At 71.0% G+C, this 24497-nt stretch carries 20 protein-coding genes; 10 read left to right on the forward strand and 10 right to left on the reverse strand.

Annotated features, from left to right (window positions below; all coding sequences use genetic code 11):
- Positions 1-26 precede the first annotated feature (26 nt).
- The 3 genes from ACFWVC_RS20400 to ACFWVC_RS20410 form a co-directional block, all read right to left on the reverse strand.
- Complete coding sequence (locus tag ACFWVC_RS20400; RefSeq protein WP_384287533.1) at positions 27-1082, reverse strand: alpha/beta fold hydrolase; 1056 nt, start codon at positions 1080-1082, stop codon at positions 27-29.
- 152 nt (positions 1083-1234) lie between these two features.
- Positions 1235-2029 carry an SDR family NAD(P)-dependent oxidoreductase gene (locus ACFWVC_RS20405; RefSeq protein WP_384287536.1) on the reverse strand — a complete coding sequence of 265 codons (795 nt, stop codon included), beginning with the start codon at positions 2027-2029 and terminating at the stop codon, positions 1235-1237.
- A gap of 262 nt (positions 2030-2291) precedes the next feature.
- Positions 2292-3194 carry a hypothetical protein gene (locus ACFWVC_RS20410; protein ID WP_384287538.1) on the reverse strand — a complete coding sequence of 301 codons (903 nt, stop codon included), beginning with the start codon at positions 3192-3194 and terminating at the stop codon, positions 2292-2294.
- Between the two features lie 308 nt (positions 3195-3502).
- Between ACFWVC_RS20410 and ACFWVC_RS20415 the strand changes: the two genes are divergently transcribed.
- Positions 3503-3976: a carboxymuconolactone decarboxylase family protein gene (locus tag ACFWVC_RS20415; RefSeq protein ID WP_384287541.1), complete on the forward strand. Its 474-nt coding sequence runs from the start codon at positions 3503-3505 to the stop codon at positions 3974-3976.
- Between the two features lie 109 nt (positions 3977-4085).
- Here the strand turns inward: ACFWVC_RS20415 and ACFWVC_RS20420 are convergent, their stop codons facing one another.
- The 4 genes from ACFWVC_RS20420 to ACFWVC_RS20435 are packed head-to-tail and all read right to left on the reverse strand — an operon-like array spanning position 4086 to position 8070.
- Positions 4086-5114: a LacI family DNA-binding transcriptional regulator gene (locus ACFWVC_RS20420; protein ID WP_384287543.1), complete on the reverse strand. Its 1029-nt coding sequence runs from the start codon at positions 5112-5114 to the stop codon at positions 4086-4088.
- 48 nt (positions 5115-5162) lie between these two features.
- On the reverse strand, positions 5163-6008 hold the full coding sequence (locus tag ACFWVC_RS20425; protein WP_384287716.1) for an ATP-binding cassette domain-containing protein: 846 nt from the start codon (positions 6006-6008) through the stop codon (positions 5163-5165).
- A gap of 59 nt (positions 6009-6067) precedes the next feature.
- Positions 6068-7063 carry an ABC transporter permease gene (locus ACFWVC_RS20430; protein ID WP_384287546.1) on the reverse strand — a complete coding sequence of 332 codons (996 nt, stop codon included), beginning with the start codon at positions 7061-7063 and terminating at the stop codon, positions 6068-6070.
- A gap of 5 nt (positions 7064-7068) precedes the next feature.
- Positions 7069-8070, reverse strand: a complete 1002-nt coding sequence (locus ACFWVC_RS20435) for a sugar ABC transporter substrate-binding protein (RefSeq protein WP_384287549.1) — start codon at positions 8068-8070, stop codon at positions 7069-7071.
- Between the two features lie 263 nt (positions 8071-8333).
- Between ACFWVC_RS20435 and ACFWVC_RS20440 the strand changes: the two genes are divergently transcribed.
- From ACFWVC_RS20440 to ACFWVC_RS20475, 8 genes are all read left to right on the forward strand, one after another.
- A complete protein-coding gene (locus tag ACFWVC_RS20440; RefSeq protein ID WP_384287552.1) occupies positions 8334-9380 on the forward strand; it encodes a carbohydrate kinase in 1047 nt (348 codons plus the stop codon).
- 101 nt (positions 9381-9481) lie between these two features.
- Positions 9482-11941 (forward strand): glycoside hydrolase family 32 protein, encoded by a 2460-nt coding sequence (locus tag ACFWVC_RS20445; protein ID WP_384287556.1) that lies wholly within the window; start codon positions 9482-9484, stop codon positions 11939-11941.
- A gap of 422 nt (positions 11942-12363) precedes the next feature.
- Entirely contained in the window at positions 12364-15666 is a 3303-nt protein-coding gene (locus ACFWVC_RS20450) for a LamG-like jellyroll fold domain-containing protein (RefSeq protein ID WP_384287561.1), read from the forward strand.
- A gap of 116 nt (positions 15667-15782) precedes the next feature.
- Positions 15783-16871 carry an ABC transporter substrate-binding protein gene (locus ACFWVC_RS20455; RefSeq protein WP_384287566.1) on the forward strand — a complete coding sequence of 363 codons (1089 nt, stop codon included), beginning with the start codon at positions 15783-15785 and terminating at the stop codon, positions 16869-16871.
- Between the two features lie 86 nt (positions 16872-16957).
- Complete coding sequence (locus ACFWVC_RS20460) at positions 16958-18574, forward strand: sugar ABC transporter ATP-binding protein (RefSeq protein WP_384287573.1); 1617 nt, start codon at positions 16958-16960, stop codon at positions 18572-18574.
- Positions 18567-19535: an ABC transporter permease gene (locus ACFWVC_RS20465; protein ID WP_384287575.1), complete on the forward strand. Its 969-nt coding sequence runs from the start codon at positions 18567-18569 to the stop codon at positions 19533-19535. Before ACFWVC_RS20460 ends, ACFWVC_RS20465 begins: the two co-directional genes overlap by 8 nt.
- Complete coding sequence (locus ACFWVC_RS20470) at positions 19532-20560, forward strand: ABC transporter permease (RefSeq protein ID WP_384287579.1); 1029 nt, start codon at positions 19532-19534, stop codon at positions 20558-20560. Before ACFWVC_RS20465 ends, ACFWVC_RS20470 begins: the two co-directional genes overlap by 4 nt.
- A 63-nt stretch (positions 20561-20623) precedes the next feature.
- Positions 20624-21640 (forward strand): LacI family DNA-binding transcriptional regulator, encoded by a 1017-nt coding sequence (locus ACFWVC_RS20475; RefSeq protein WP_384287582.1) that lies wholly within the window; start codon positions 20624-20626, stop codon positions 21638-21640.
- 13 nt (positions 21641-21653) lie between these two features.
- Here the strand turns inward: ACFWVC_RS20475 and ACFWVC_RS20480 are convergent, their stop codons facing one another.
- Positions 21654-22496: an SDR family NAD(P)-dependent oxidoreductase gene (locus tag ACFWVC_RS20480; RefSeq protein ID WP_384287585.1), complete on the reverse strand. Its 843-nt coding sequence runs from the start codon at positions 22494-22496 to the stop codon at positions 21654-21656.
- A 136-nt stretch (positions 22497-22632) separates the two neighbouring features.
- On the opposite strand from ACFWVC_RS20480, the gene ACFWVC_RS20485 reads away from it, so the two are divergent.
- Complete coding sequence (locus ACFWVC_RS20485; protein ID WP_384287588.1) at positions 22633-23142, forward strand: winged helix-turn-helix transcriptional regulator; 510 nt, start codon at positions 22633-22635, stop codon at positions 23140-23142.
- Positions 23143-23168: 26 nt separating this feature from the next.
- Here the strand turns inward: ACFWVC_RS20485 and ACFWVC_RS20490 are convergent, their stop codons facing one another.
- On the reverse strand, positions 23169-23597 hold the full coding sequence (locus ACFWVC_RS20490) for a TIGR03668 family PPOX class F420-dependent oxidoreductase (protein ID WP_384287596.1): 429 nt from the start codon (positions 23595-23597) through the stop codon (positions 23169-23171).
- Positions 23598-23628: 31 nt separating this feature from the next.
- On the reverse strand, positions 23629-24453 hold the full coding sequence (locus tag ACFWVC_RS20495; protein WP_384287599.1) for an LLM class F420-dependent oxidoreductase: 825 nt from the start codon (positions 24451-24453) through the stop codon (positions 23629-23631).
- Positions 24454-24497: the final 44 nt, after the last annotated feature.

Genomic DNA, 24497 nt, shown 5'->3' on the forward strand with positions numbered 1-24497 from the left:
GCCCTCCGATGACCCCGGACCTCACGTCACATGCGGTCGGCGTCCAGCACCGCCCGCGCGAATGCCGCGGGAGCCTCCTGCGGGAGGTTGTGGCCGATGCCGTCCAGGGTCCGGTGCGCGTACGGGCCGGTGAACTTGGCGCGGTAGGAGGAGCCGTCGCCCGGCGGCGTGAAGGGATCCACCGCACCGTCCAGCGTGATGGTGGGGACGGTGATCACAGGTCCGCGCGCCAGGCGCGCCTCGAGTGCGTCGTACCGTGGATCCCCCTCGACCAGTCCGAGCCGCCAGCGGTAGTTGCCGATCACGATCGTGACGTAGTCCGGATTGTCGAACGCCGCCGCTGTGCGCTCGAAGGTGGCGTCGTCGAAGGCCCAGGTCGGGGAGTTGAACTTCCAGACCAGCCGGGCCAGGTCGCTCCGGTAGCGCTCCAGCCCGAGGCGGCCGCGGTCCGTGGCGAAGTAGTACTGGTACCACCACGCCCATTCGCTCTTGGGTGGAAGGGGCTGCCGGTTGGCCTTCCGGTTGGTGATCAGGTAGCCGGTCACGGAGACCAGGCCCTTCACCCGTTCCGGCCAGAGCGCCGCGATGATGTCGGCGGTCCGTGCGCCCCAGTCGAAGCCGGCGAGGATCGCCCTCTTGATCCCCAGGGCGTCCATGAGCGCGACGATGTCGAGTGCGAACGCCGACTGCTGGGGGGCACGCGGGGTGGCGGGGTCGAGGAATCGTGTCGTCCCGTGGCCACGCAGGTAGGGCACGACGACCCGGTAGCCCTTCGCCGCCAGCAGGGGCGCGACGCCCACGTAGCTGTGGATGTCGTAGGGCCAGCCGTGCAGGAGCACGACCGCAGGGCCGTCGGCCGGCCCGGCCTCCGCGTAGCCGATGCTCAGGACGCCCGCCGTGACCTGCTTCAACGGGCCGAACGAGGCCTCGGCGTCGGGGCGTTCCTTGCCGCCCGCCGGGACGGCCGGCGCGGGCTTGCTCACGGTGGACGGGGAAGTCGAGCACGCCGAGGACACTCCGGCCAGGACCACGCCGGCCACTCCCGAGCCGGCGATTCTGCCGAAGCTGCGCCTGTCGATCATCCTCGGCCTTCCCCGTGCCGGCAGCGGTGGAACCACGCGGGGTTGATGCCCGGTACGGCGTCGCCCGTGGCGCCGGGCGCGCGAATGTCAGCCCGTCGGCCCAACACCGCCTCGACGGGCGGACCCGTCGAACGCCATGAGTGGCGCGACGCTCAGGGGATGATCGCGTCGACGCAGCCGCCGTCCACCCGCAGCGCACCGCCCGTGGTGGCGGAGGCCTGCTCGGAGGCGAGGTAGACCACCATGTTGGCGATCTCCTCTGGAGCGATCAGGCGTCGCAGCAAGGACTGCGGGCGGTGCTCGCGCATGAAGGTCCGCTCCGCCTCCTCCCACGGCAGGTCCCGGCCGACCAGTCCGCGGACGAAGTCCTCCACACCGGCCGTGCGAGTCGGCCCGGCCAGGACCGAGTTGACCGTGACGCCGGTCCCGGCGGCCTTCTTGGCGAAGCCCCGTCCGAGGGCCAGCATGGCGGTCTTCGTCATTCCGTAGTGGATCATCTCGGCGGGGATGACCACCGCCGATTCGCTGGCGATGTACTGGACGCGGCCCCAGCCGAGTCCGATCATCCGGGGCAGGTAGAGCCGGGTGAGCCGGACGGCGGCGAGGACGTTCACCTCGAAATACCGGCGCCATTCCTCGTCGGTGATGTCCAGCGGGTCCTGGGAACGGTAGACGCCCAGATTGTTGACCAGGACATCGACGTCCGGCAACGCATCCAGGACGCTCGCGGCACCCTCCTCGGACACGACATCGGCGGCGACGGGGACGAAGTCGCCGTCCGGCACCTCCTCCCGCAACCGCCCGACCGCTTCGTCGACCCTCCCGCTGTCACGGCCGTTGACGCCCACCCGCGCCCCCGCCCCCGCGAGGCCCGCCGCGATGGCGGCCCCGATGCCCTGCGTCGACGCCGTCACCAGGGCGGTCCGTCCCGTGAGATCGATGCGCATGTGCCACTCCCTGTCGAGACCTGCGGTCACGCGGTGGAGGGAGCCGGCAGCGCCCCCTGGCCTTGTCCTTCGTGAGTGGGCCGACGGCGTCGTCGGGGCTGGACCACGACCACAACGGCCTCACACATCACACAAACATCATAAAAGGGGCACACGGGGGTGGCATGCGGGACCTCCCGGGGCCGAGCCCGGGCACCTCAGGCCCGGCCGCCCCCCGCCGGCCGGGCTCCCCGCGAAACGCGCTGGGCGAGGCTGTCGGCGGTCAGCCGACGCGGCGGGCCCTGACGCCGTCGGCCTCGAAGTCGTAGACGTACCGGTTGACCCGGAGGCCGTCGACGGCGCCGATCCACATGTGGTCGCGGCCCTTGCCCACCGCGATGCTGAGGATGGTCGGCGGCGCGATGCCGCCGGCGAATGAGGCCTTCAGGTTCGTGAACGAGCACGGGGAGGATGATTTGCAGTTGGTCTCCTCGCCCGTGAGGTACCAGGTGCCCGACGTGGTGGCGTCGATGAACGGGCTCCAACTGTTCAGCGCCGAGGTAGCGGGTGGGACCCACACCAGTGTCGAGTAGTTGTCGGGTTCGGTCCTGTTCGGATCAATCTCGATCCGAATGTTCGGCATGTTGGGGCGCCCGCCGCCGTAGGTGACGTTCTCACCGGTCTGGAAGACGTGGAACCCGATCTTGTTCAGGCCCAGCAACGGGTCACCAAAAAAGTCGACCTCGTTGCCGAAGTCGACCTTCTCTTGGCGAAGAGGCAGTTCGATGGCGCTGTCCGCGACCGCGATCCCCAGGCTGCCCGTTCCGTAAGGAGGCCTGGCGGTGGCCCCCAGCACCCCCGGCGTGGGGAACGGGACGATCGGACCGTTCCTCAGCTCGGCCACGGGTGAGCCCATGGTATTGCGCGTGATCACTCCCCAGTGATCCGCGCTCGGCCCGTTCCCACCACCGTTGCCGCCGCCGTTCCCGTCCGCGACGGCGGACACCGATCCCGACAACATCGAGGCGATGATGGCGGCCGCCGATATGACCGCGCGTGCCTTCCCCCGGGCCTCGCCAAAGCGAGCGTTCACGTCCACTCCTTCCAGATGGCCGAAGAGCCGGGCACACCCTGATGCCCGGACGGCGCAGCGCATGCCGCCGCCGGTGGGCAGCCCTTGTGGCATGACCCACCGCGTCTTCGTCAGATCGTGTACAGCGTTTGTCGTTCACTGGATGCGTCCCAGCCCGGCACAGGTGACAAGGCCGCCGATCGCGCCGGCGGCCGAGATGCCGGAAAAATCACGTGATCACCGTGGCACGCAGTGACAACGGTCGCATCCTGGATGTGGCGTTCGCGGGGCGGACTCCCGAGCGATCCCCCCAGCGACAGGAAGGGCCCATGAGACGCGCGTCACACTCGCCCCGCTGTCACATTCCGGGCGGCTGTGCGGTCACAGCTGCGTACCCGTTCCTTCCGGCACAGGAGAGCACCATGGAAGCGCGCCTCAATTTCTTCGGTAACCCGACCGCGGGCAAGTTCCTCAAGCACATCAACTCGGCCGGCATGGTGGCGGCGGACTCCTCGCTGCCGCACGCGACGCAGGAACTGGTGAAGATCCGCGCCAGCCAGATCAACGGCTGCGGCTTCTGCACCGACATGCACACCAAGGAGGCCGCCGCGGCGGGCGAGACCTCCGTGCGTCTCAACCTGGTCGCCGCCTGGCGCGAGGCCACCGTCTTCACCGACGCCGAGCGCGCCGCGCTGGAGGTGACCGAGCAGGCCACCCGCATCGCCGACGCGGCCGGCGGCGTCAGCGACGAGGCGTGGGCCAACGCCACCAAGTTCTACGACGAGGACCAGCTCGTCGCCCTGATCGGGCTGATCGCGGTCATCAACGCCTACAACCGCATCAACGTCATCAACCAGCAGCCCGCCGGGGACTACAAGCCCGGCATGTTCGGCTGATCTCTGAACCCCCGTCCCACGGGGACGGGATGTCCGTCTCCGGGCCATCCATGCCCCCCGGCCCTGGCCCGGAGACGGCCAAATGCCGCCCGCCGGACCGCACCCGTGTTCACTCCGGGCGGCGCGGCGCGGGGAGTTCCCCGGAACCCCGGGCCACGAGGCGGGTCTCGACCATGATCGTACGGGCCCGAGAGCGGTCGCCGTCCAGACGCTCGACGGCGGTGGCTCCGGCCACCTCTCCCATCGCCACGGGGTTCTGGGCGACGACGGTGAGTGCCGGTTCCAGGATGGACGCCATGGGGACGTCGTCGAAGGCGACGACGGCGACGTCCTTGCGGCGGCTGCGCGAGAGCTCGGCCAGGACGCCGATCGTCATGACGTTGTTGCCGGAGAGCAGCGCGGTGGGCGGGTCGGACAGGAAGAGCAGCCGGGCCGTCGCCTCGGCCGCGCCCGCCGGGTCGTGGGCGTCGGCGACCAGGGCGCGGTCGTAAGGCAGTCCGGCGTCGGAGAGCGCCGCGCGGTAGCCCGCGAGCCGTTCGCGGCGGGTGTACAGCCGGGCCGGCAGGTCGCCGATGAAGCCGATCCTGCGGTGGCCGCGGGCGATCAGGTGCGTCACGCCCTCGTGCGTACCGGAGCGGTTGGAGCTGACGACCGTGTCGGCGGTGAGGCCGTTGCCGGGCCGGTCGAGGAAGACGATGGGCATGCCGCCGGACCGCTGCGCCTTGAGGTACACGTGGTCGGCGCCGACAGCCGGAGCCACCATCAGCACGCTGACCCGGCGGGCCAGGAAGGTCTGGATCAGGGCGAGTTCGCGTTCCGGGTCGTCGTCGGAGGAGCCCATGAGCAGGGTGAGCCCGCGGCTGTGGACGGCGTCCTCGATGCCGCCAGCCACGGCCCCGAAGAACGGGTTGCCGACGTCCGGCACCACCAGGCCCACGGTGGTGTCCGGTCCGCCGACCCGGATGCTCCTGGCCATCAGGTTGGGCTGGAAGCCGAGTTTGGCGACGGCCTCCAGTACCCGCTTCCTGGTCTCCGCGGAACTGGGGCCGTCCTCGTTGAGGACCCGGGAGACCGTCTTGGCGCTCACGCCCACCTCGCGGGCCACATCGGCGAGGGTCGGTCTGCGGGTCGCTGCCATAAACCACCTTCTTCGTGGACGTCGGTCCCGTGGATGCCGGAACCGCGGTCAGCTCCCCCGCACCCCGGCTGCCGAGGCCGCGTCGCTGTCCGCCACGACCGTACCCCCGTCCGGTCGCACGCTGAGCGCGCCGGTCATGATGGCCACCACCTCGGCCATCGAGTAGTCCGACGGCTTGATCACCGCCTCGCGCCTGCCGAGCCGGTGGACGTGGACACGATCGGCGATCTCGAAGACGTGCGGCATGTTGTGGCTGATGAGGATCACCGGGATGCCCTTGTCCCGTACCCGGCGGATGAGGTCGAGGACCTGCCCCGACTCCTTGACGCCCAGGGCGGCGGTCGGCTCGTCCATCACCACGACGCTGCGGGCCCAGGCCGCCGCGCGGGCGACCGCGACTGCCTGGCGCTGACCGCCGGACAGGGTCTCCACCGGCTGCGAGAGCGAGCCGACGCCGACCTTGAGGGCGGCCATGTGCGCCGCGGCCTCTTGGCGCATGGCCTTCTTGTCGAGCATGCGGAACACTGAGCCGAGCACGCCGGGGCGGCGGATCTCGCGACCGAGGAACATGTTGGACGCGATGTCCATGGACGCCGCGACAGCGAGGTCCTGGTACACGGTCTCGATGCCGTGGGCACGCGCGTCCTGCGGCCCGGCGAACCTGATCGGCTTGCCGTGCAGCCGGATCTCGCCGGCGTCCGGCACCAGGGCGCCGGTGAGCGCCTTGATGAGGCTGGTCTTTCCGGCGCCGTTGTCGCCGATGACGGCCAGGACCTCGCCGGGCATGAGGTCGAAGTCGGCCTCGTCGATCGCCGTGACGTGGCCGTAGCGCTTGACCAGTCCGCGTGCGCTGAGCACGGGTTCTGGGCCGCCGCCCGATGCGGGCTTCACCATCGGGGACGGGGCGGTGTCCGGTGCGCCCGGCGCCGGGTCGTGGGGGGAGGCAGGGCCGGTCATCGGGTGCCCTTTCGCGAGAGCTGGTCGACGGTCACCGCGAGGATGACGAGGACGCCGGTCACCAGCGTCTGGTAGACGGAGGAGACGCCCATCAGCTGGAGGCCGTTGCGGAAGACACCGACGATCAGGACGCCGACGAACGTGCCCAGCACGGTGCCGCGCCCGCCGAACAGGCTGGTGCCGCCGAGCACGACCGCGGTGATGCTGTCGAGGTTGTCGGTCTGGCCGGCCTGGGGGTCGCCGACTCCGGTGCGCGACACCAGCAGCAGGGCCGCGACGCCGTAGACCAGGCCGGCCACCGCGTAGACGCCGACGGTGAGCCGGGACACGCGGATACCGCTGAGGCGGGCGCTCTCCGCGCTGTTGCCGAGGGCGTAGACGTGGCGGCCCCAGGCGGTGCTGCTGAGCGCGTAGGCGAAGCCGAGGAAGAGCGCGATGGTGACCAGGGACCCGTAGGTGACGTCGGTCCGGCCGAGGGGGAAGGTCTTGCCGAGCACGGTCAGCGGCCCGGGCAGGCCCGTGACCGTCTGCTCGGCGGAGTAGATGTGGGTCAGGGCAAAGGCGACGTTCAGCATGCCCAGCGTCACGATGAACGGCGGCAGCGGCACGGCGCGGACCAGCAGCCCGTTGACGAGTCCGAAGACCCCGCAGACCAGGATGCCGATGAGGATGGCGAGCACCGGCGGCAGCGGCCCCTGGACGGCGAGCTTGGCGATCAGGATGCCTCCGAAGGCCATCACGGCGCCACAGGACAGGTCGATGCCCGCGGTGAGGATGATGAGCGTCTGCCCGATGGCGAGCGTGCCCACCACCATGACCTGCTGGAGGATCAGCGAGAAGTTGCCGCCGGACAGGAACTGGTCGGTCGACACCGAGAAGAACACCGACGCGATGACGAGGGCCGCGAAGGGGCCCGCCGCGGGCGCCGTGAGCAACCGCCGCAGTGCGGTCGACTCGCCTGCGTCCACGGGCAGTGTGGTGGAGGTGGTCACCGTGCTCAGCCCCAGCAGTTCTCGAGGCCGAAGGCGGTGTCCTTGGCGTCCGCGCCGGCCTGCGGCTTGTCGGTGATCAAGGTGACACCGGTGTCGGTGTAACCGCTGGTCTTCTTGCCGTCCTTGGCGAACGCGGCGACCGCCTTGACGCCGTCCGCGGCCATCTTCAGCGGGTACTGCTGCGACGTGGCGGCGATCTTGCCGTCCTTGACGGCCTGGACGCCGGTGCAGCCGCCGTCGATCGCGACGATCATGACGTCCTTCTCGCGGCCCTTGGCCTTGATGGCCGTGAAAGCGCCGAGCGCGGCGGGCTCGTTGATGGCGTAGACGAGGTTGATGTCCGGGGCCTTCTGCAGGCAGTTCTCCATGGCGGTCTGGCCCTTGGCCTGGTCGCCGCCGGTGTCCTGGGAGCAGACGATCGACGGGTCGGAGGCGTCGATGCCGAAGCCCTTGACGAAGCCCTCGTGCCGCTGCACGCCGACGGAGACGCCGGGGGCGAGGTCCAGGGTGGCGATCTTCACCGGCTTGCCGGACATCGCGGCCTTGGCGTAGGCGCCGATCAGCTCGCCGGCCTTCACGTTGTCGGTGGCGAACAGCGCGTCGGCGGCGTCCTGCGGCTCGGGCGGGGTGTCCAGCGCGATGACCAGGACGCCCTTGGCGCGCGCCTTGGCGATGGCGGGAACGATGGCCTTGGAGTCGTTGGGGGTGATGAGCACGCCCTTGACCCCGGCGGCGACCATGTTCTCCAGCGCCGTGACCTGGCTCGCGTTGTCGCCGTCGAACTTGCCCGCTGCGGTGGTCAGTTCGATGTTCTCGCTCTTGGCGGCCTGCTCCGCGCCCTCCTTCATCTTGACGAAGTACGGGTTGGTGTCGGTCTTCGTGATCAGGCCGACCTTCACCTTGCCCCCGGACTGGGAGCTGCCGCCGGAACCGGACCCGCACGCCGCGAGGGACAGGGCGAGGCCGGCGGCGCCGATGACGAGAACCGGACGGGCTCTACGGGACATGTGCGACTCCTGAGGGAAGCGGTGAGCGGGGACATCCGTGCGGTGCCGGGCGCCGGGGAAAACGCGACGCCGGGGCAGTGCCATCGTTGACATATGTCATCGTTGACACTGCCTGCGGAGGATGATGGACTCCCGCTCCGGCAACGTCAATGCCCTCTGCAGAACACGAGTTGGCAACAGTCGGACCGCCGCGCAGCGGGTGCCGCCCGGCATTCGGGGGCGCTCCGGCCGCCGGTTCCGCATCCCACCTGGAGGAATTCCGTATGCAGCCGCGTCAGGTCACCGTGCTCGGAGAGTGCGTCGCCGATGTCTTCGCGGACGCCCGGTCCGGGCCGCCGGACCCCGACGGGCAGGGCGCCACGGCCGAACCCGCCCAGGGGCTGCGCCTGCACGCCCTGCCCGGCGGCGGGCCGGCCAACACCGCGGTGGGACTGGCCCGGCTCGGCACGCCGACCCGGCTGCTGGCACGGCTGTCCGGCGATGTCTTCGGCCGGCTGTTCCGCGCCCATCTCCTCGCGTCCGGCGTTGATCTGACGGATGCTCCGGCCGCGGCGGAGCCCAGCACGCTCGCGGTCGCCGACGTCGACGCCGGGGGGCAGGCCGCGTACACCTTCCACGCCGAGGGCACCGCGGACTGGCAGTGGACGCGGGGGGAGCTGGAGCGGGCGGGCCTCGGCGGCGCGGCCTGCGTCCACTCCGGCTCGCTCGCGCTGGTCCGCGAACCGGGGGGCTCGCTGCTGGAGGAGTTCCTGACCTGCGCCCGGCCGCGGGCCACGGTGAGCATCGACCCCAACGTCCGCCCCGCGCTGGTCGATCCGGCGGCCTACCGGCGCCGGTTGCCGAGTTGGTGCGCGGTGGCGGACATCCTGCGATTGAGCGAGGACGATCTGCGCGTCCTGGCCCCGGGGATCGGGGTGGAGGAGGCGTGCGACGGCCTCCACGCGGCGGGGGCGCGGCTGGTGGTGATCACGCGTGGTGCGCACGGCGCCTTCGCGTCGCTCGACGGCCGGACCGTCTCCGTGCCCGGCGTGCCCACGCGGGTCGTCGACACCGTCGGGGCAGGTGACTCGTTCACCGCGGGGCTGCTGCACTTCCTCGGCGAGCGGGACCTCCTGGGCGGCCGGCTGGAGCGCCTGCGGCCGGCCGACGTCGCCGCGGCCTGCACGTTCGCGGTCCGCGTGGCGGCGCTGACCTGCGCCGTAGCGGGTCCCAACCCGCCGTGGGCCCATCAAGTCCCCCCGGATCACAGCGAGAAGGGCGCGCCCGCCGAGATCGCGGGGGACGGGAACAGATCTCGTCCGGGGCGTTGACGGGCCCTCAGCCGGGGCCCATCATCTGTCATCGATCGGATGTCAGCGATGACATGTGTCAACGATGACATTCACTGGCGACGTCGAGAGAGCTGGTTCACATGCGTCGAAGAGTCGGGGCCCTGCTGGTCGCCCCGCTGATCGCCCTGATCGCGGGCCTGGTCGCACTCCTGCCGAACACGCCCGCGGCCGCCGGGACCGTCTCGGACTACCCCGAGTTCCCCTATCCGCCGACCACGTACAGCGAGCCCTTCCGCGGTCAGTTCCACTTCAGCTCGCAGTCGGGCTGGATGAACGACCCCAACGGACTGGTCTACGCGAACGGCCTCTACCACTTCTTCTACCAGCACAATCCGCACGGTCTGGCCTGGGACACCATGCACTGGGGCCACGCCACCAGCCCCGACCTGGTCCACTGGACGCAGAAGCCGATGGCCCTGGAGCCCGGTGTGCACCCCGGCACGCTCTTCTCCGGAGGCGGGGTCGTCGACAAGGACAACACCTCGGGCCTGAAGACCGGCGCGCTCGACCCGATCGTGGTGTTCTCCAACACCGACGGCGTGAGCATTTTCTACAGCAACGACAACGGCCAGACCTTCCAGGCGTACGACAAGGGCCGCAAGCAGATCACGATCCCCGACGAGAGCCGCGACCCGAAGGTGATCTGGGACGCGGCGCGCCACCGCTGGACCATGGTCGTCTGGTCCAACCAGGGCGGCAACGGCGTCAACATCTACACCTCGCCCAACCTCCTGGACTGGACCCTCGCCAGCCGCTACCAGGCGTCCTGGCTCTTCGAGTGCCCGGATTTCTACCCGCTGCCGCTGGACGGCAAGAGCGGTCAGCAGCGGTGGGTCATGACCTCGGCCTCCAGCCAGTACGTCGTCGGGACCTTCGACGGGACGACCTTCCGTACCGACTGGACCCAGCCGCAGCAGATGGACCTGGGCACCACGTACGCGGGCGGCACTTTCTACGCCGCCGAGACGTTCACCAACACCCCCGACGGCCGCACGGTGCAGATGGCCTGGCAGGGCGGCAACCGCGGCAGCACCTGGACCGGCAACGCGACCTTCCCGGTGACCCTGGCCCTGGTCAGCACCCCGGACGGACCGCGGATCACCCGCACACCGGTCACCGAGCTGTCCTCGCTCGCCTCGGAGACCGAGACCTGGAAGAACGACACGATCAAGGCGCCCAAGCAGCGCAAGCCGGGCAAGGAGCCCAAGGCCGCCGACAACCCCTTCGAGGACATCAAGGCCGACACCTACGAGATCACCGCCCAGTTCGACGTGCAGGGCGCGAGCGCGACGCAGTTCGGCTTCGACCTGCACAGCCGCAGTGACGGCACCGCCGACCGCAGCGTGGTCTACGACACCGCGAAGCAGACCCTCCAGGGCAAGCCGCTCAAGCCGAGGAACGGCAAGGTCACGATGCGACTGCTGGTGGACCGCGGCCAGTTGGAGATCTTCGCCGACGGCGGGCTGTACTCGCTGTCGGACAACGTCGACTTCGACTCCGCGGCCGACAGCCAGGGCATCCGGCTCTTCGCCGTCGGCGGCCAGGTGAGGCTGGACAACGCGACCTTCACCCGCCTCAACACCAGCTGGGGGACCGCGCAGTCCACCCTCCTGAGCAACCTGAAGGGCCCCTGGCACGCCGCCGGCGGCGCCTGGACCGACGTCAGCGGCGGCAAGCGCGTCTCCACCAGCGGCGACGGCTTCTACATGAGCGCGAGCAGCGGCGCCGACGCCGTCTACCAGGGCGACATCACCCTGGACACCGCACGCGCCGGCGGCCTGACCTTCCGCGCGAACGCCGCGGGTGCCGGATACACGGCGACGCTCGACACCAGCGGCGTGGTCAAGTTGTGGCGTCCGGGCAAGGACATCGCCGTCCGCGCGCTGCCGGTCAGCGCGGGCCGCACCTACCACCTGAAGGTGCAGACGGACGGCGCCCGCATCCGCGTCTGGGTCGACAACGGTACGGACCCCGTCATCGACGCCGCCGACAGCACGTACGCCTCCGGGCTGTTCGGGGTGAACACCTTCGACGGAACCGCGACGGTGCAGAACCTCAACACCGGGCCGGGCGGCTTCTCCGCCTTCCCCGCCGGGCGGTGGACGCCGCGCGGCGCCACCTGGACGGTCACCCCGGCCGGACTGCGGGGCAGTGCGGCGCAGAACGGCTTCTACCTCAGCGACCGCTCGGGCGGCGACTTCACCTACGAGGGCGACCTGTCCGTCACCAACGGCGCGGCGACCGGCCTGACCTTCCGGGCCGGCAGTGACGGCGCCGGCTACACGGCGAACATCGACACCAATGCCGGCGTGGTCAAACTGTGGCGCCCGGGCCGGGACATCGCGGCGTACGCCACGGCGATCACCGAGGGCCGCACCTACCACCTGAAGGTGCGGACCGACGGCCGGCGCATCCGCGTCTGGTTCGGGAACGGTGCCGAACCCGTCATCGACGCCACCGACGACGCCTACACCGGCGGCCTGTTCGGGGTGAACTCCTTCGCGGCCGACACCGTCGCGCAGAACCTCACCGTCAGCTGACAGTACGTCACATCTGAGTCACATCCACGTCACGTCGACGGAACCCGGGGCCGGCCCGCACGCCGGTCCCGGGTTCCTCATGCCCGGGCACGGCTCTGCGCATTTCCCACGTTGGAAAACCTCCGGCGCATAACCGGGGGCCGGCGCGCTGCCGATGCGGGCGCGAGCCGCCGAGCTGCGGATTCGCCATCCCCATAGGGATGTTGACCGCACCACGCGGCTCAGGCGACTCTCCGACACCACCTCGACGCGAGGTATGGACACAGCGGCACGGCACTGCTTTCATTCTCACCGCGTCAAGAATTTCCAACGTTGTACAAGCGCGTTTCCGGCGTACGACCCTACTTCGCACCAGGCGCCACCCCCCTCTGACCGGCACTTCCCTCCAGGCGTGGACGACGCCCCTCACGGAAGGTGCAAGCATGAGTCCTGGCAGACGACGCACCACTTGGCTCGGGCGCTTTGCCGCCCTCTTCTCGCTCCTCCTCGGGGTGGCGCTGATGGCGCCGTCCCCCGCGACCGCCCGCCCCACCGTCACGGCCGAAACGCCCGCCGCAGCCGCCGACAACGGCCTGCGCGGCGACTACTACCGCATGTCCAGCGGCACGGCGCTGGACTTCGCGCAGTACACGGGCACCCGCATCGACAGCTCGCTCCACGTCGACGACCTGCTGCCCACCCTGCGCGCCTACGCGGGCACCACCACCAACGTCGCGGTGCGCTGGACGGGCCGGCTGGAAGTGCCCGCCGACGGCACCTACACCTTCTACATCAAGGGGGACAACGGCTTCCGGCTCTCCCTCGACGGCTCGAGCGTGATCGACCACTGGACGACCGACTGGGACGTGCAGACCACCTCGGAGCCGGTCACCCTCACCGCCGGCCTGCACGAGATCGCGGTGGACTACAACCAGGGCAACGGCGGCGCCTACCTGCACACCGAGTGGTCGGGCCCGGGCTTCGACCGCCGGCCCGTGCCCGACACGGCCCTGCACCTGCCCGCCGGTTTCGCTCCGGCCGACGCCGAGGCGTCCGTCGACAAGACCGGCCGCATCGCCTCCATCGACCTCGGCTCCCGCGTGACCGCGCTCCCCGCCGACGCCGCCTCGCACCTGGCGCTGCTGTCCGGCGGCACCCGCTGGTCGGCCACGGTGTCCAAGGACCCCAAGCACTCCTCCCGGCTGCTCCTGAAGCCAGGCAAGTCCGACACCCCGGTCGCCCTCAAGGCCGACGTGCGGGTCAGCTACGACGGCAAGGGCGGTATCACCACCGCGGCCGGCGCCACCGGCCCCTTCTCGGTCGTCGCGAGCAACGACTCCACCTGGTACTTCGCCACCAAGTGGGCCAAGGACGTCTCCCGGTCCCACCCCCTGCCGGACTACCCGCGGCCGCAGTTGACCCGCAAGGAGTGGAAGAACCTCAACGGGACCTGGCAGTTCCAGCCGACCGAGCAGGACGCGGCACTCCCCCAGGGCCCGCTGAGCGACAGCATCGTGGTCCCCTACCCCATGGAGTCCGGTCTGTCCGGCGTCGCCCGGCACCACGACTGGTCGCTGTACCAGCGCACCTTCACCGTGCCGGACGACTGGCGGATCCGCTCGGGCAACCGGCTGAACCTCAACTTCGGCGCGGTGGACTACGAGGCCTGGGTGTACGTCAACGGCCACGAGGTGGCCCACCACACCGGCGGCTACCAGGCGTTCACCGCCGACGTCACCGACGCCCTGGCCGGGCAGGGGGCGCAAGAGCTCACGGTCAAGGTCCGCGACACCACCGACGACCGCTACGCCCTCGGCAAGCAGTCCCGCGACCCCAGCGGCATCTGGTACACGCCGAGTTCGGGCATCTGGCAGACCGTCTGGATGGAGCCCGTCCCCGAGGCCTCGGTCGACTCGCTGGTGCTGACCCCGAACCTCGCGGACTCCTCGCTCTCGGTCACCGTACGGCCGGGCGCGGGCACCTCGCCGGACGCCAAGGTCACCGCCACCGCCTACACCAAGAGCGGCCGCAAGGCCGGCTCGGTCACCGGCACGGCGGGCACCGCGCTGCGGCTGCCGGTCGAGCACGCCCGGCTCTGGAGCCCGGACGACCCGTATCTGTACGACCTCGACGTCACCCTCACCGACGGCCGCAGCGAGGACCGCGTCGGCTCCTACTTCGGGATGCGGTCCATCGAGGTGGCCCCGGCGGGCGGCACCAACCGGATCAAGCTCAACGGCAAGCCGGTCTTCGTGCTCGCCACCCTCGACCAGGGGTTCTGGCCGGACGGCCTCTACACCGCGCCGACCGACGACGCCCTCAAGTACGACCTCAAGGAGCACAAGAAGCTCGGCTTCAACGCGGTGCGCAAGCACATCAAGGTCGAGCCGGCGCGCTGGTACTACTGGGCGGACCAGCTGGGCCTGATGGTCTGGCAGGACATGCCCAGCCGGGGCACGGCCGCCGCCGGCACCCCGGAGACCGAGGCCTTCGTCGACCAGGTCCACCAGATCGTGGACCAGCACATCAGCACCCCGTCCATCGTGATGTGGACGCTGATGAACGAGGGCTGGGGCGAGTGGAGCAGGCAGGCCACCGGCGAACTCGCCGACTCCGTGAAGCAGCAGGACCCGTCACGACTGATCGACGCCCACTCCGGCGTCAACTGCTGTGCCTCCAAGGGCGATTCGGGCCGCGGTGATCTGATCGACTTCCATGACTACCACGGCCCCGCCACCCCCGCTCCCGACGCCGGCCGCGCCGCGGTCGACGGCGAGCACGGCGGCTACTCCTACCTCGTCCCGGGCCACATCCTCGGCACCGCGGGCGGCCAGGACTACGGCGACGCCGCGCACAGCGAGGAGGAGCTGACCGCCGCCTACGTGGAGAACACCCGCAAACTGCTCCGCCCGGCCGCCTGCGGCCTGTCCGGATCGGTCTACACGGAGATCACGGACGTGGAGGGCGAGCTCAACGGCCTGGTCACCTACGACCGGGCGGTGGTGAAGGTGGACCGGAAGCAGGTCCGGGAGATCAACCGCCAGGTCATCGCGGCCGGCGCCGCCGCCGGCGGGGTGGACGTCCCGCCAGGCACCCCCGGGCAGCAGGGCGTCTCCTGGTGGCCGCTGCACGAGGGTTCCGGCACGGTGGCGAAGGATGTCGCCGGAAGCCACGACGGGACCCTGAGCGGCGGGACGAGCTGGACGACCGGCCCCAACGGCGGCGCCCTGCAACTGGACGGGCGGACCGGCTTCGTCGACACCGGCGCCCCGGTGCTGGACACCGACGGCGCGGACTACTCGGTCGCCGCCTGGGTCCGGCTGGACGACAAGGGGCACTTCAGCACCGCGGTGTCCCTCGACGGTGCCTCCAACAGCGCCTTCTACCTGCAGTACTCGCAGGCCGACAAGCGGTTCGCGTTCAGCTTCGCGGGCAGCCGGGCGCTGGCGAACTCCATCGGCGAGCCGGTGGCCGGCCGCTGGTACCACCTGGTCGGCAGCTACAGCCACGGTGACGGCCAGTTGCGGGTCTACGTCGACGGCGCCCAGGCCGGTTCGGCCCGGGCCTGCAACGCCGAGGGTCCCTCGGGTCACCTGGTGATCGGCCGCGGCAAGTACGGCGGCAACCTCGTCGACTACTGGGGCGGGGCGGTCGCCGACGTGCACGCCTACGACCGGGCGCTGAGCGCGGCCGAGGTCGCCTCACTGGCGGCCGGCGAACCCGCGGCGCCGGCGACGAGCCGCTGACCACCGGCGGCCCGCCCCGTTTCAACGGGGGCGGGGCGGGCCGCCTCCCGGGCTCCCATGGAGCCCCGCACTCCCCTGATCAGGTCGCACACCGCTCTACGAGGAGTTGAACGTACATGAGCACCTCCCGTACCACCCGCATGATGGCCGTCGTGTGCCTCACCGCCGCCGCCGCCCTGACCGCCACCTCCTGTGCCAAGCAGGAGGACTCCGGCGCCGCCGCCCCCAGCTCCTCCGAAGGTGCCCAGGTGGTGCAGTCCCCGAGCGCGACGGCCGCCGCCGCCGACGGCTGCACTCTGCAGGCCTACGGCGCGACCAAGCTCGACCTGAAGAACGCCGTCGTCGGTTTCTCGCAGTCGGAGAAGGAGGCCAACCCCTTCCGTATCGCCGAGACGCAGTCCATCAAGGACGAGGCGGCCAAGCTCGGTGTGAAGAAGCTCCTCACGACCAACGCCCAGTCGCAGCTGCCCAAGCAGATCAGCGACATCCAGGACATGCTCGCCCAGGGCGCGCAGTTGCTGATCGTCGCCCCGCTCAACTCCGACGGCCTGGAGCCCGCGCTGCAGGCGGCGGCCGCGAAGCACGTCCCCGTGATCACCATCGACCGCAAGATCAACGCCACCGCGTGCAAGGACTATGTGGCCTTCCTCGGCTCGGACTTCGTGGAGCAGGGCAAGCGCGCCGCGGACCAGATGATCGACGTCACCGGCGGCAAGGGCAAGGTGGCCATCCTGCTCGGCGCCTCGGGCAACAACGTCACCACCGACCGCACCAAGGGCTTCGTCGACGAGCTCAAGGCCAAGGCCCCCGGTCTGAAGATCGTGGCCCAGCAGACCGGCGAGTTCGCCCGCGACAAGGGGCAGCAGGTGATGGAGCAGCTGATCCAGTCCAACCCCGACATCACCGCGGTCTACGCGGAGAACGACGAGATGGGGCTGGGCGCGGTGACCGCGCTCAAGGCGGCCGGGAAGAAGCCCGGCAAGGACGTCAAGATCGTGTCCATCGACGGCACGCGCAACGCGGTGCAGGCGCTGGCCAACGGGCAGTACAACGGCGTCATCGAGTCCAACCCGCGGTTCGGGCCGCTGGCCTTCGCCACCGCGCAGAAGTTCTTCGACGGCGAGGCCATCCCCGAGGACGTGATCATCTCCGACCGGTCCTACGACGCCTCCAACGCGAAGGACTCGCTGGCCGGGGCGTACTGAGTCCGCAACCAGGCCGCCCGGCCGGACACGGCAGGGCGGCCGTTCTCCCACGGTTCACCGCATCGCGAATCCCTGGAAGGCCCCCTATGGCACCCCCCGAAGCGGCAGCCGCCGCACCGCCCCCGGAGCCGGGCAGTCCCACCGCCCCCGCGGTGCTGGAGGCGCTCGGTGTCGGCAAGCGCTTCCCCGGCGTGGTGGCGCTCGACGACGTGTCCCTCACCCTGCGCCGCGGCGAGATCCACGCGCTGGTCGGCGAGAACGGCGCCGGCAAGTCCACTCTGATCAAGGTCCTCACCGGAGTGCACCGCCCCGACAGCGGCGAGCTGCGGCTCGACGGGCAGCCGGTCGCGTTCGCCCGGCCCGTCGACGCCCAGCAGGCCGGCGTCACGACGATCTACCAGGAGGTCAACCTCGTCCCGCTGATGAGCGTGGCGCGCAACATCTTCCTGGGCCGCGAGCCGAAGAACCGCTTCGGCCTGATCGACTTCCCGCGCATGCACCGGGAGGCGGCCGCGCTGATGGCGGGCTTCGGTGTCACCGCCGACGTCCGCCGTCCGCTCGACAGCCTCGGCGTCGGCACCCAGCAGATGGTGGCGCTGGCGCGCGCGGTGTCGGTGCGCGCCAAGGTCGTGGTGATGGACGAACCGACCTCCGCGCTGGAACCGCGCGAGGTGGAGACGCTCTTCCGGGTCGTGGAGGAGCTGCACAGCCGTGACATCGCCATCCTCTACGTCAGCCACCGCATCGAGGAGCTGTACCGGATCTGCGACCGGGTCACCGTCCTGCGTGACGGGCGCCTGGTGCACACCGGCGACCTCGCGGGCCTGGACCGGATGCAGTTGGTCGCCATGATGCTCGGCCGCGAGGTCGCCGAGGTGCGCCGGCACGGCCGGACCAGCTTCGGCGAGGCCCACCGACCCGACCGCAAGCCGGTGCTCACCGCCGAGGGACTGACCCGCCGTCATGTACTGGACGACGTAACCCTGGAGCTGCACCCGGGTGAGGTGCTGGGCCTGGGCGGGCTGCTCGGCTCCGGCCGCAGCGAGACCGCCAAGGCACTGGCCGGGGCACTGCCGCTGGACTCGGGCTCGGTGACGGTGGCCGGCCGCCGGCTGGGGCGTCCCTCGCCCGCCGCGGCGATCCGGGCGGGCGTCAGTCTGCTGCCGGAGGACCGCAAGGCGGAGGGCGTGATACCCGGCCTGTCGGTGCGGGAGAACATCGTGCTCGCCGCCATGCCGCGGCTGTCGCGGGCAGGAGTGGTGTCCCGCGCCCGGCAGGACCGCGTCGTGGACGTCTTCATGAAACGGCTGCGGATCAAGGCGTCGAGCCCCGAGCAGAAGGTGGGCGAGCTCTCCGGCGGCAATCAGCAGAAGGTGCTGCTGGCCCGGTGGCTGTGCCTGGAGCCGAAGGTGCTGCTGCTGGACGAGCCCACCCGGGGCATCGACGTGGGCGCCAAGGCCGAGGTGCAGGCGCTGGTGGACGAGCTGGCGCAGGAGGGCCTGGCGGTGCTGCTGATCTCCTCCGACATCGAGGAGCTGGTGGAGGGCGCCGACCGTCTGGTGGTGCTGCGCAGCGGCGCGGTGGCCGGGGAACTGACGGGCGAGCAGGTGGGCGAGGGCGAACTGCTGGAGGTGCTGGCGGCCCACGCCCCGGCCGCGAAGGACGCCTCCGGCACCGGCGACGAGGAGGAGCGCGATGACTGAACTCTCCCCGGCCGTGCGGCGGGGCGCGCTCCGGCTCCCCACCCCGGCCTGGTTCCAGACGTACGGGGTGTACGCGGCGGTGGCGGTGCTCGTGCTGTTCAACGCCGTCTTCACCGACCACTTCCTGACCGCCGGCAACCTGCGGACCCAACTGGTCCAGGTGGCCCCGGTGGTGATCGTCGCGCTGGGCATGGCGCTGGTGATCGGGACCGAGGGCGTCGACCTGTCGGTGGGCTCCGTGATGGCCCTGGCCACGGCGCTGCTGCCGTTGTACCTCGGGTACGGACTGCTGCCGTCGCTGCTGGTGGCGCTGGCCGCCGGGGCCGTGGTGGGCGCGGTCAACGGCACGCTGGTGGCGGTCGTGGGGTTGCAGCCCATCGTGGCCACCCTGGCACTCTTCGTGGGCGGCCGCGGGCTCGCCCTGGTCCTCGCGGACGGGCAGCTGAAGCAGATCGCCAATCCGGCCCTGCTGGGCCTCGGCACCGACGACGTGCTGGGGATCCCCGTGGTCGTGCTGATCGCCGTTGTGCTGGCGGTGGTTGTCGCCGGGCTGGTGCACCGCACCACCTTCGGGCGCCAGTTGGTCGCCGTCGGCGGCAACCGGGCCGCCGCGGGTCTGGCCGGTCTGCCGGTCAGGCGCGTGCTGATCGGCGTCTACGTCCTGTGCGGGACGCTGGCGGCCCTGGCCGGGGTGCTGGCCACGGCGCGGCTGACGGCCAGTGACCCGTCCACGCTGGGCACCTTGATGGAGCTGTCCGCGATCACCGCGGTGGTGGTGGGCGGCACGCCGCTGACCGGCGGTTCGGTGCGGGTCCTGGGCACCGTCTTCGGCGCGCTGCTGATGCAGTTGCTGCGGGCGACCCTCGTCAAGCACGATCTGCCCGACTCCACCGCGCAGATGGCCCAGGCGGTCATCATCCTCGTCGCCGTCTACATCGCCCGGGAGCGTCGATCGCGATGAAGTCACTCACCACGCCCCGCTCCGCGGAGGCGTTCCCCGAACCCCCCGTACCGGCGGCGGCCCGTTCCGTCGACCGGCGGCGGCTCGCCGTGCTGGTACAGCGGCAGGGCGTCCTCGCCGTGCTGCTGGCCGTCGTGGTCGTCTCCTCCTTCGTCTTCCCGTCGTTCGGCACGATGGACAACGCGCGGAACATCACCGTGCAGGCGTCGTTCCTCGCGGTGGTGGCACTCGGCATGACGCTGGTCATCATCACCGGCGGCATCGACCTGTCGGTCGGCTCGGTGTTCGCGCTCGGCGGTGTCCTGGCCGCCTGGGCGTCGCAGTACGGGCTGCTGCCCGCGCTGCTGGTGCCGCTCGCCGTGTGCGGGCTGCTCGGCACGGTGCACGGTCTGCTGATCGCCCGGGCCGGCATGGCGCCGTTCATCGTCACGCTGGCCGGGTTGCTGGCCGCGCGCGGGCTGCTGCTGGCCCTGACCGACGAGGGCGCCACCACCTATCTGGTGCCGCGCGACTCGGCCTTCGCCGAGCTCGGGCAGGGCACCGTGGGGGGCTTCGGCTACCCGGTGCTCATCGCGCTGGTGCTCTTCGCCGTCGGCGGACTGGTACTCCAGCGCACGTCCTTCGGCCAGTCGCTGTTCGCCGTGGGCGGCAGCCCGGACGCCGCCACGCTGATGGGGCTGCCGGTGGCCAGGACCCGGGTGCTGGTCTACGCCCTCAGCGGGCTGCTCGCGGGCTTCGCCGGTGCGCTCAACGCCGCGCGCCTGTCCTCGGGGGTGACCATCATCGGCGTCGGCATGGAACTGGACGCCATCGCGGCGGTGGTCATCGGCGGCACGCTGCTGATCGGCGGCTCGGGTTCGGTCAGCGGCACCCTGTGGGGTGTGCTCATGCTGGCGGTGATCCAGAATCTCATCAACCAGATCGGCTCCCTCAACTCGTCCTACCAATCGGTGGTCAGCGGCGGGTTCCTGATCGTGGTCGTCGTGGCCCAGCGGTACCTCGCGCGGGGACCGCGCACCACATGATCGCGCCGGTGCCCCGGGGCCGGACGCGGCCCCGGGGCACCGGCCCCAACCGGAGGGAACGCCGTGGGCGTCAGCCTCAAGGACGTCGCGCTGCGCGCGGGAGTGTCCATCAAGACCGTGTCCAACGTCGTGAACGGCTATGCGCATGTGACCCCCGCGATGCGGGCGCGGGTCCAGCAGGCGATCGACGAACTGGGATACCGGCCCAACCTCACCGCGCGACATCTCCGCAAGGGCCGGACGGGCATCATCGCCCTGGCCCTTCCGGAACTCGGCAACCCGTACTTCGCCGAGCTGGCCGGCGCCGTCATCGACGCCGCCGCGCGCCACGACTACACCGTGCTGCTGGACCACACCTCCGGCGAGCGCAGGAAGGAGATCCTGGTCAGCCAGGGCTTCCGCGCCCATGTCATCGACGGCCTGATCCTCTCGCCGATCGAACTGGAGGCCGCGGACCTGCTCGCCCGCACCGACAGCGCCCCCCTGGTGCTGCTCGGGGAGCGGGAGTACGACGCCCCGCACGATCACATCGTCATCGACAACGTGGCCGCGGCCCGCAGCGCGGTGCGTCATCTGACCGGCATGGGCCGGCAGCGGATCGCCTTCCTCGGCGCCCGCCGCGAGAGCGCCAGACAACCCGCCCATCTGCGGCTGCGCGGCTGGCGCGAGGAGCTGGCCGACTCCGGACTCCCCCACGGCGAGGACCTGGTGGCCACCGCCTCCGGCTACGGCCGGGCGGACGGCGCGCAGGCCATGGCCGACCTGCTGGACCGCGGGTCACGCCCGGACGCGGTCTTCGCCTACAACGACCTTCAGGCCATCGGCGCCCTGCGGGTGCTGACCACGCGGGGGTTGCGGGTGCCGGAGGACATCGCCCTCGTCGGCTTCGACGACATCGAGGAGGGCCGCTACAGCGGGGTCACCCTGACCACGATCTCTCCCGACAAGAAGGCCATCGCACGCCAGGCCGTCGAATGCCTCGTCCAGCGCCTCACCGGGACATCGGACGCCCCACCGCGCCGCGTCCGGGCCGGCTACGACCTCGTCGTCCGCGAGTCCACCCTCGGCCATCACCGCTGACTCCGGCGGCGTGTCACCCGCCGGAGGGGAAGTCCGCGCCGCGGGAGGCGGCTTCGTGGGCGCGCAGCTCGCCCAGCATGCTTTCCAGTTTGCCGGTCACGGCCGCGTAGCCGTCGGCTCCCAGGACCAGGCGGTGCGGAGGGTCGTCCTCGTTCAGCGCGGCGACGACGGCGCGCGCCCCCCGGTAGGGGTCGCCGGCCTGCCGCCCGTCCTGGCCGATCATGAACGTGCGCACCGACTCGATCAATGGAAGGTAGGCGTCGACCGACTCCTGCACGGGTTCATCGGAGAATCCCGTGTAGGCACGCGTGCGGAAGGCACCGGGTTCGACGGCGAGCACCTTGATGCCGAACGGAGCCACTTCCTCGCGCAGTGCCTCGGTGAGTCCTTCGACCGCGAACTTGACGGCGCTGTAGTAGCCGAATCCCGTCACACCGCGCAGGCCCGCGATCGAGGACATGTTGACGACCGTTCCGCTGCGGCGGGCGCGCATGCCGGGCAGCACGGCGCGCAGGACCTCGGCGACGGCGAAGAAGTTCAGCTCGAAGGTCTTCCTGACATCCTCGTCCGCCATGCCCTCCACCGATCCGTACCAGCCCCGGCCGGCGTTGTTGACCAGGACGTCGATTCCCCCGAAGCGTTCCTCGGCGGCCGCGACGGCCTCGCGGATCTGCCGGGCGTCGGTGACGTCGAGCGGCAGGACGAGCACCTTGTCGCCGTGCTCGCGGGCCCACTCCTCCAGCAGCCCGGGGCGGCGGGCGGTGAGAACGACGTTGTCGCCGTCCTCCAGGGCGACGTCCGCATAGGCCATGCCGAAGCCGCCGGGGGTGCCGCCGGTGATGAACCAGGTCCTCAAGGTCATTCCTCTCTCTCGCATGGGGAGGCGGGCGGGTCCCCACCCCTCACGGGGCACAGGGCACAGCCCACCCCTGTCACTGCTAAAATGGAAGCACGTAACTTTGACTTTAGCAGTGACTCGGGAGTGTGTGGCCATGGCGAACCGGATCCGGCTGGAGGACCGCGAGTGTCCGCTGTCCACGACGGTGCAGCACGTCGGGGAGTGGTGGACCCTGCTGCTCCTCCACGACGCCTTCGACGGCTACACCCGCTTCGACCAGTTCCAGAAGAGCCTGAACATCTCCACCAGCATGCTCACCACCCGTCTGAAGACGCTGGTGGCCGACGGGCTGCTGGAGCGGCGCCCCTACCAGACCAATCCCGTGCGCCACGAGTACGTGCTGACCGAGCGCGGCCGGTCCCTGCGGCCCGTGGTCGTCGCCCTGGCCGCGTGGGGCAACCGGCACCTCGCGCCGGAGGAGCGCAGCATGATCCTGGTCGACGCCGAGACCGGTGAGGAGGCCGAGCCGGTGGTGGTGGACGCCCGGACCGGCCGCAGTCTCGACGACAGCGAGGCCTTCGTGTTCGCGGCCGGCCCGGCCGCCGGCGAGCTGATGCGCGCCCGGTACACCGAACTGGAGCGGCAGCGCCGGGCGGACGCCTGAGCCCGGCCCGCGCGCGTCACCGCGTGTCATACGGCACGCCACCCCGTCCAGCGGTGCACCGTGATCACCACCACCGGCCCTCCGGGCGGGCGGTCGGTGTACTGCCCGTACCTGGCGGCCAGCACGGCGACCCGCTGCGCCGCCTCGGGCGAGGCGTCCCGCGGCGCGAGGACGCGCGCCTCACCGTCGGCGCGCGCCCACCACAGCAGGTCCCAGTCCTCGTCGTAGTGGTCGACGAGCAGGCAGACCGCCGGGTTGGCGGCGATGTTGGCCAGCCGCTTCAGCCGCGTCGTCCGCTTGGGTTTGTGGTCCACCGCCAGGGTCACCGAGTCCCCGTCCACCGCGAACACCACCGGCACCAGGTGCGGGCGGCCCGACGCGTCGGCCGTGGCCAGGCGTGCCACGCGCGCCGCGGCGAACCGCTCCCGCGCCTGCGTACTCGTCAGGTCGGGCACGCCGCCCCCCTTTCCGTCGGTCCCCCGGCGCTCAGCGGTAGCGACTCGCGAGCTCGGCGAGCCGGTCCAGGTGCGCGAGCGTCTCCTGTTCGGGCATGGTGGGCAGGTAGAACAGCACCCGTTCCACGCCCAGACCGATGTAGCCCTCGACGTGCGCGGGGTCGTCGGGCGCGGCATACACCGTCACCGGCACCTCCCGCCCCGCGACGGAGCGCATCCGCTCGATGAGCGGACCGAGTCTGTCCGGGGGCATGCCGTCGGCGAGCCACGCGTCACCGAGTTCGGCGACCCTGTGGAACCCGCCCGGGCCGCCGCCCACATAGATCGGCGGATGGGGCTGCTGGACGGGCTTGGGCCAGGCATAGGAAGGGTCGAAGTCCACGAACTCACCGTGGAACTCGGCCTTCTCCGCGGTCCACAACTCAACGATGGCGCGCAGCCGTTCGTCGGTGAGCCGGCCCCGCGTCGCGGGATCGGTGCCGTGGTCCCGCATCTCCTCGCGGTTCCATCCGACGCCGACGCCGAAGATCGCCCTGCCGTCGGAGACCAGGTCCAGCGAGGCGACCTCCTTCGCCGCGTGGATGGGGTCGCGCTGCGGGATCAGCGCGATGCCGGTGCCCAGCAGCAGCCGCTCGGTGACGGCCGCGATCACGGCGAGGGCGACGAAGGGGTCGAGCGTGCGGTAGTAGACCTCCGGCAGTTCGCCACCGTCCGGATAGGGGGACTCGCGCTTCGCCGGGATGTGGCTGTGCTCCGCGATGAAGAGCGAGTCGAAGGCGCGCTGCTCCAGTGCGATGCCGAGCGGGGCCGGCCGGATGCCCTGATCGGTGATGAAGGTGGACACTCCGAATTTCACGGCGGCTCCGTCGGACGGGGACAGGACGGGTGGCGTCCGCCACC

The sequence above is a fragment of the Streptomyces sp. NPDC058691 genome (genome assembly GCF_042714775.1).
Lineage (GTDB): Bacteria > Actinomycetota > Actinomycetes > Streptomycetales > Streptomycetaceae > Actinacidiphila.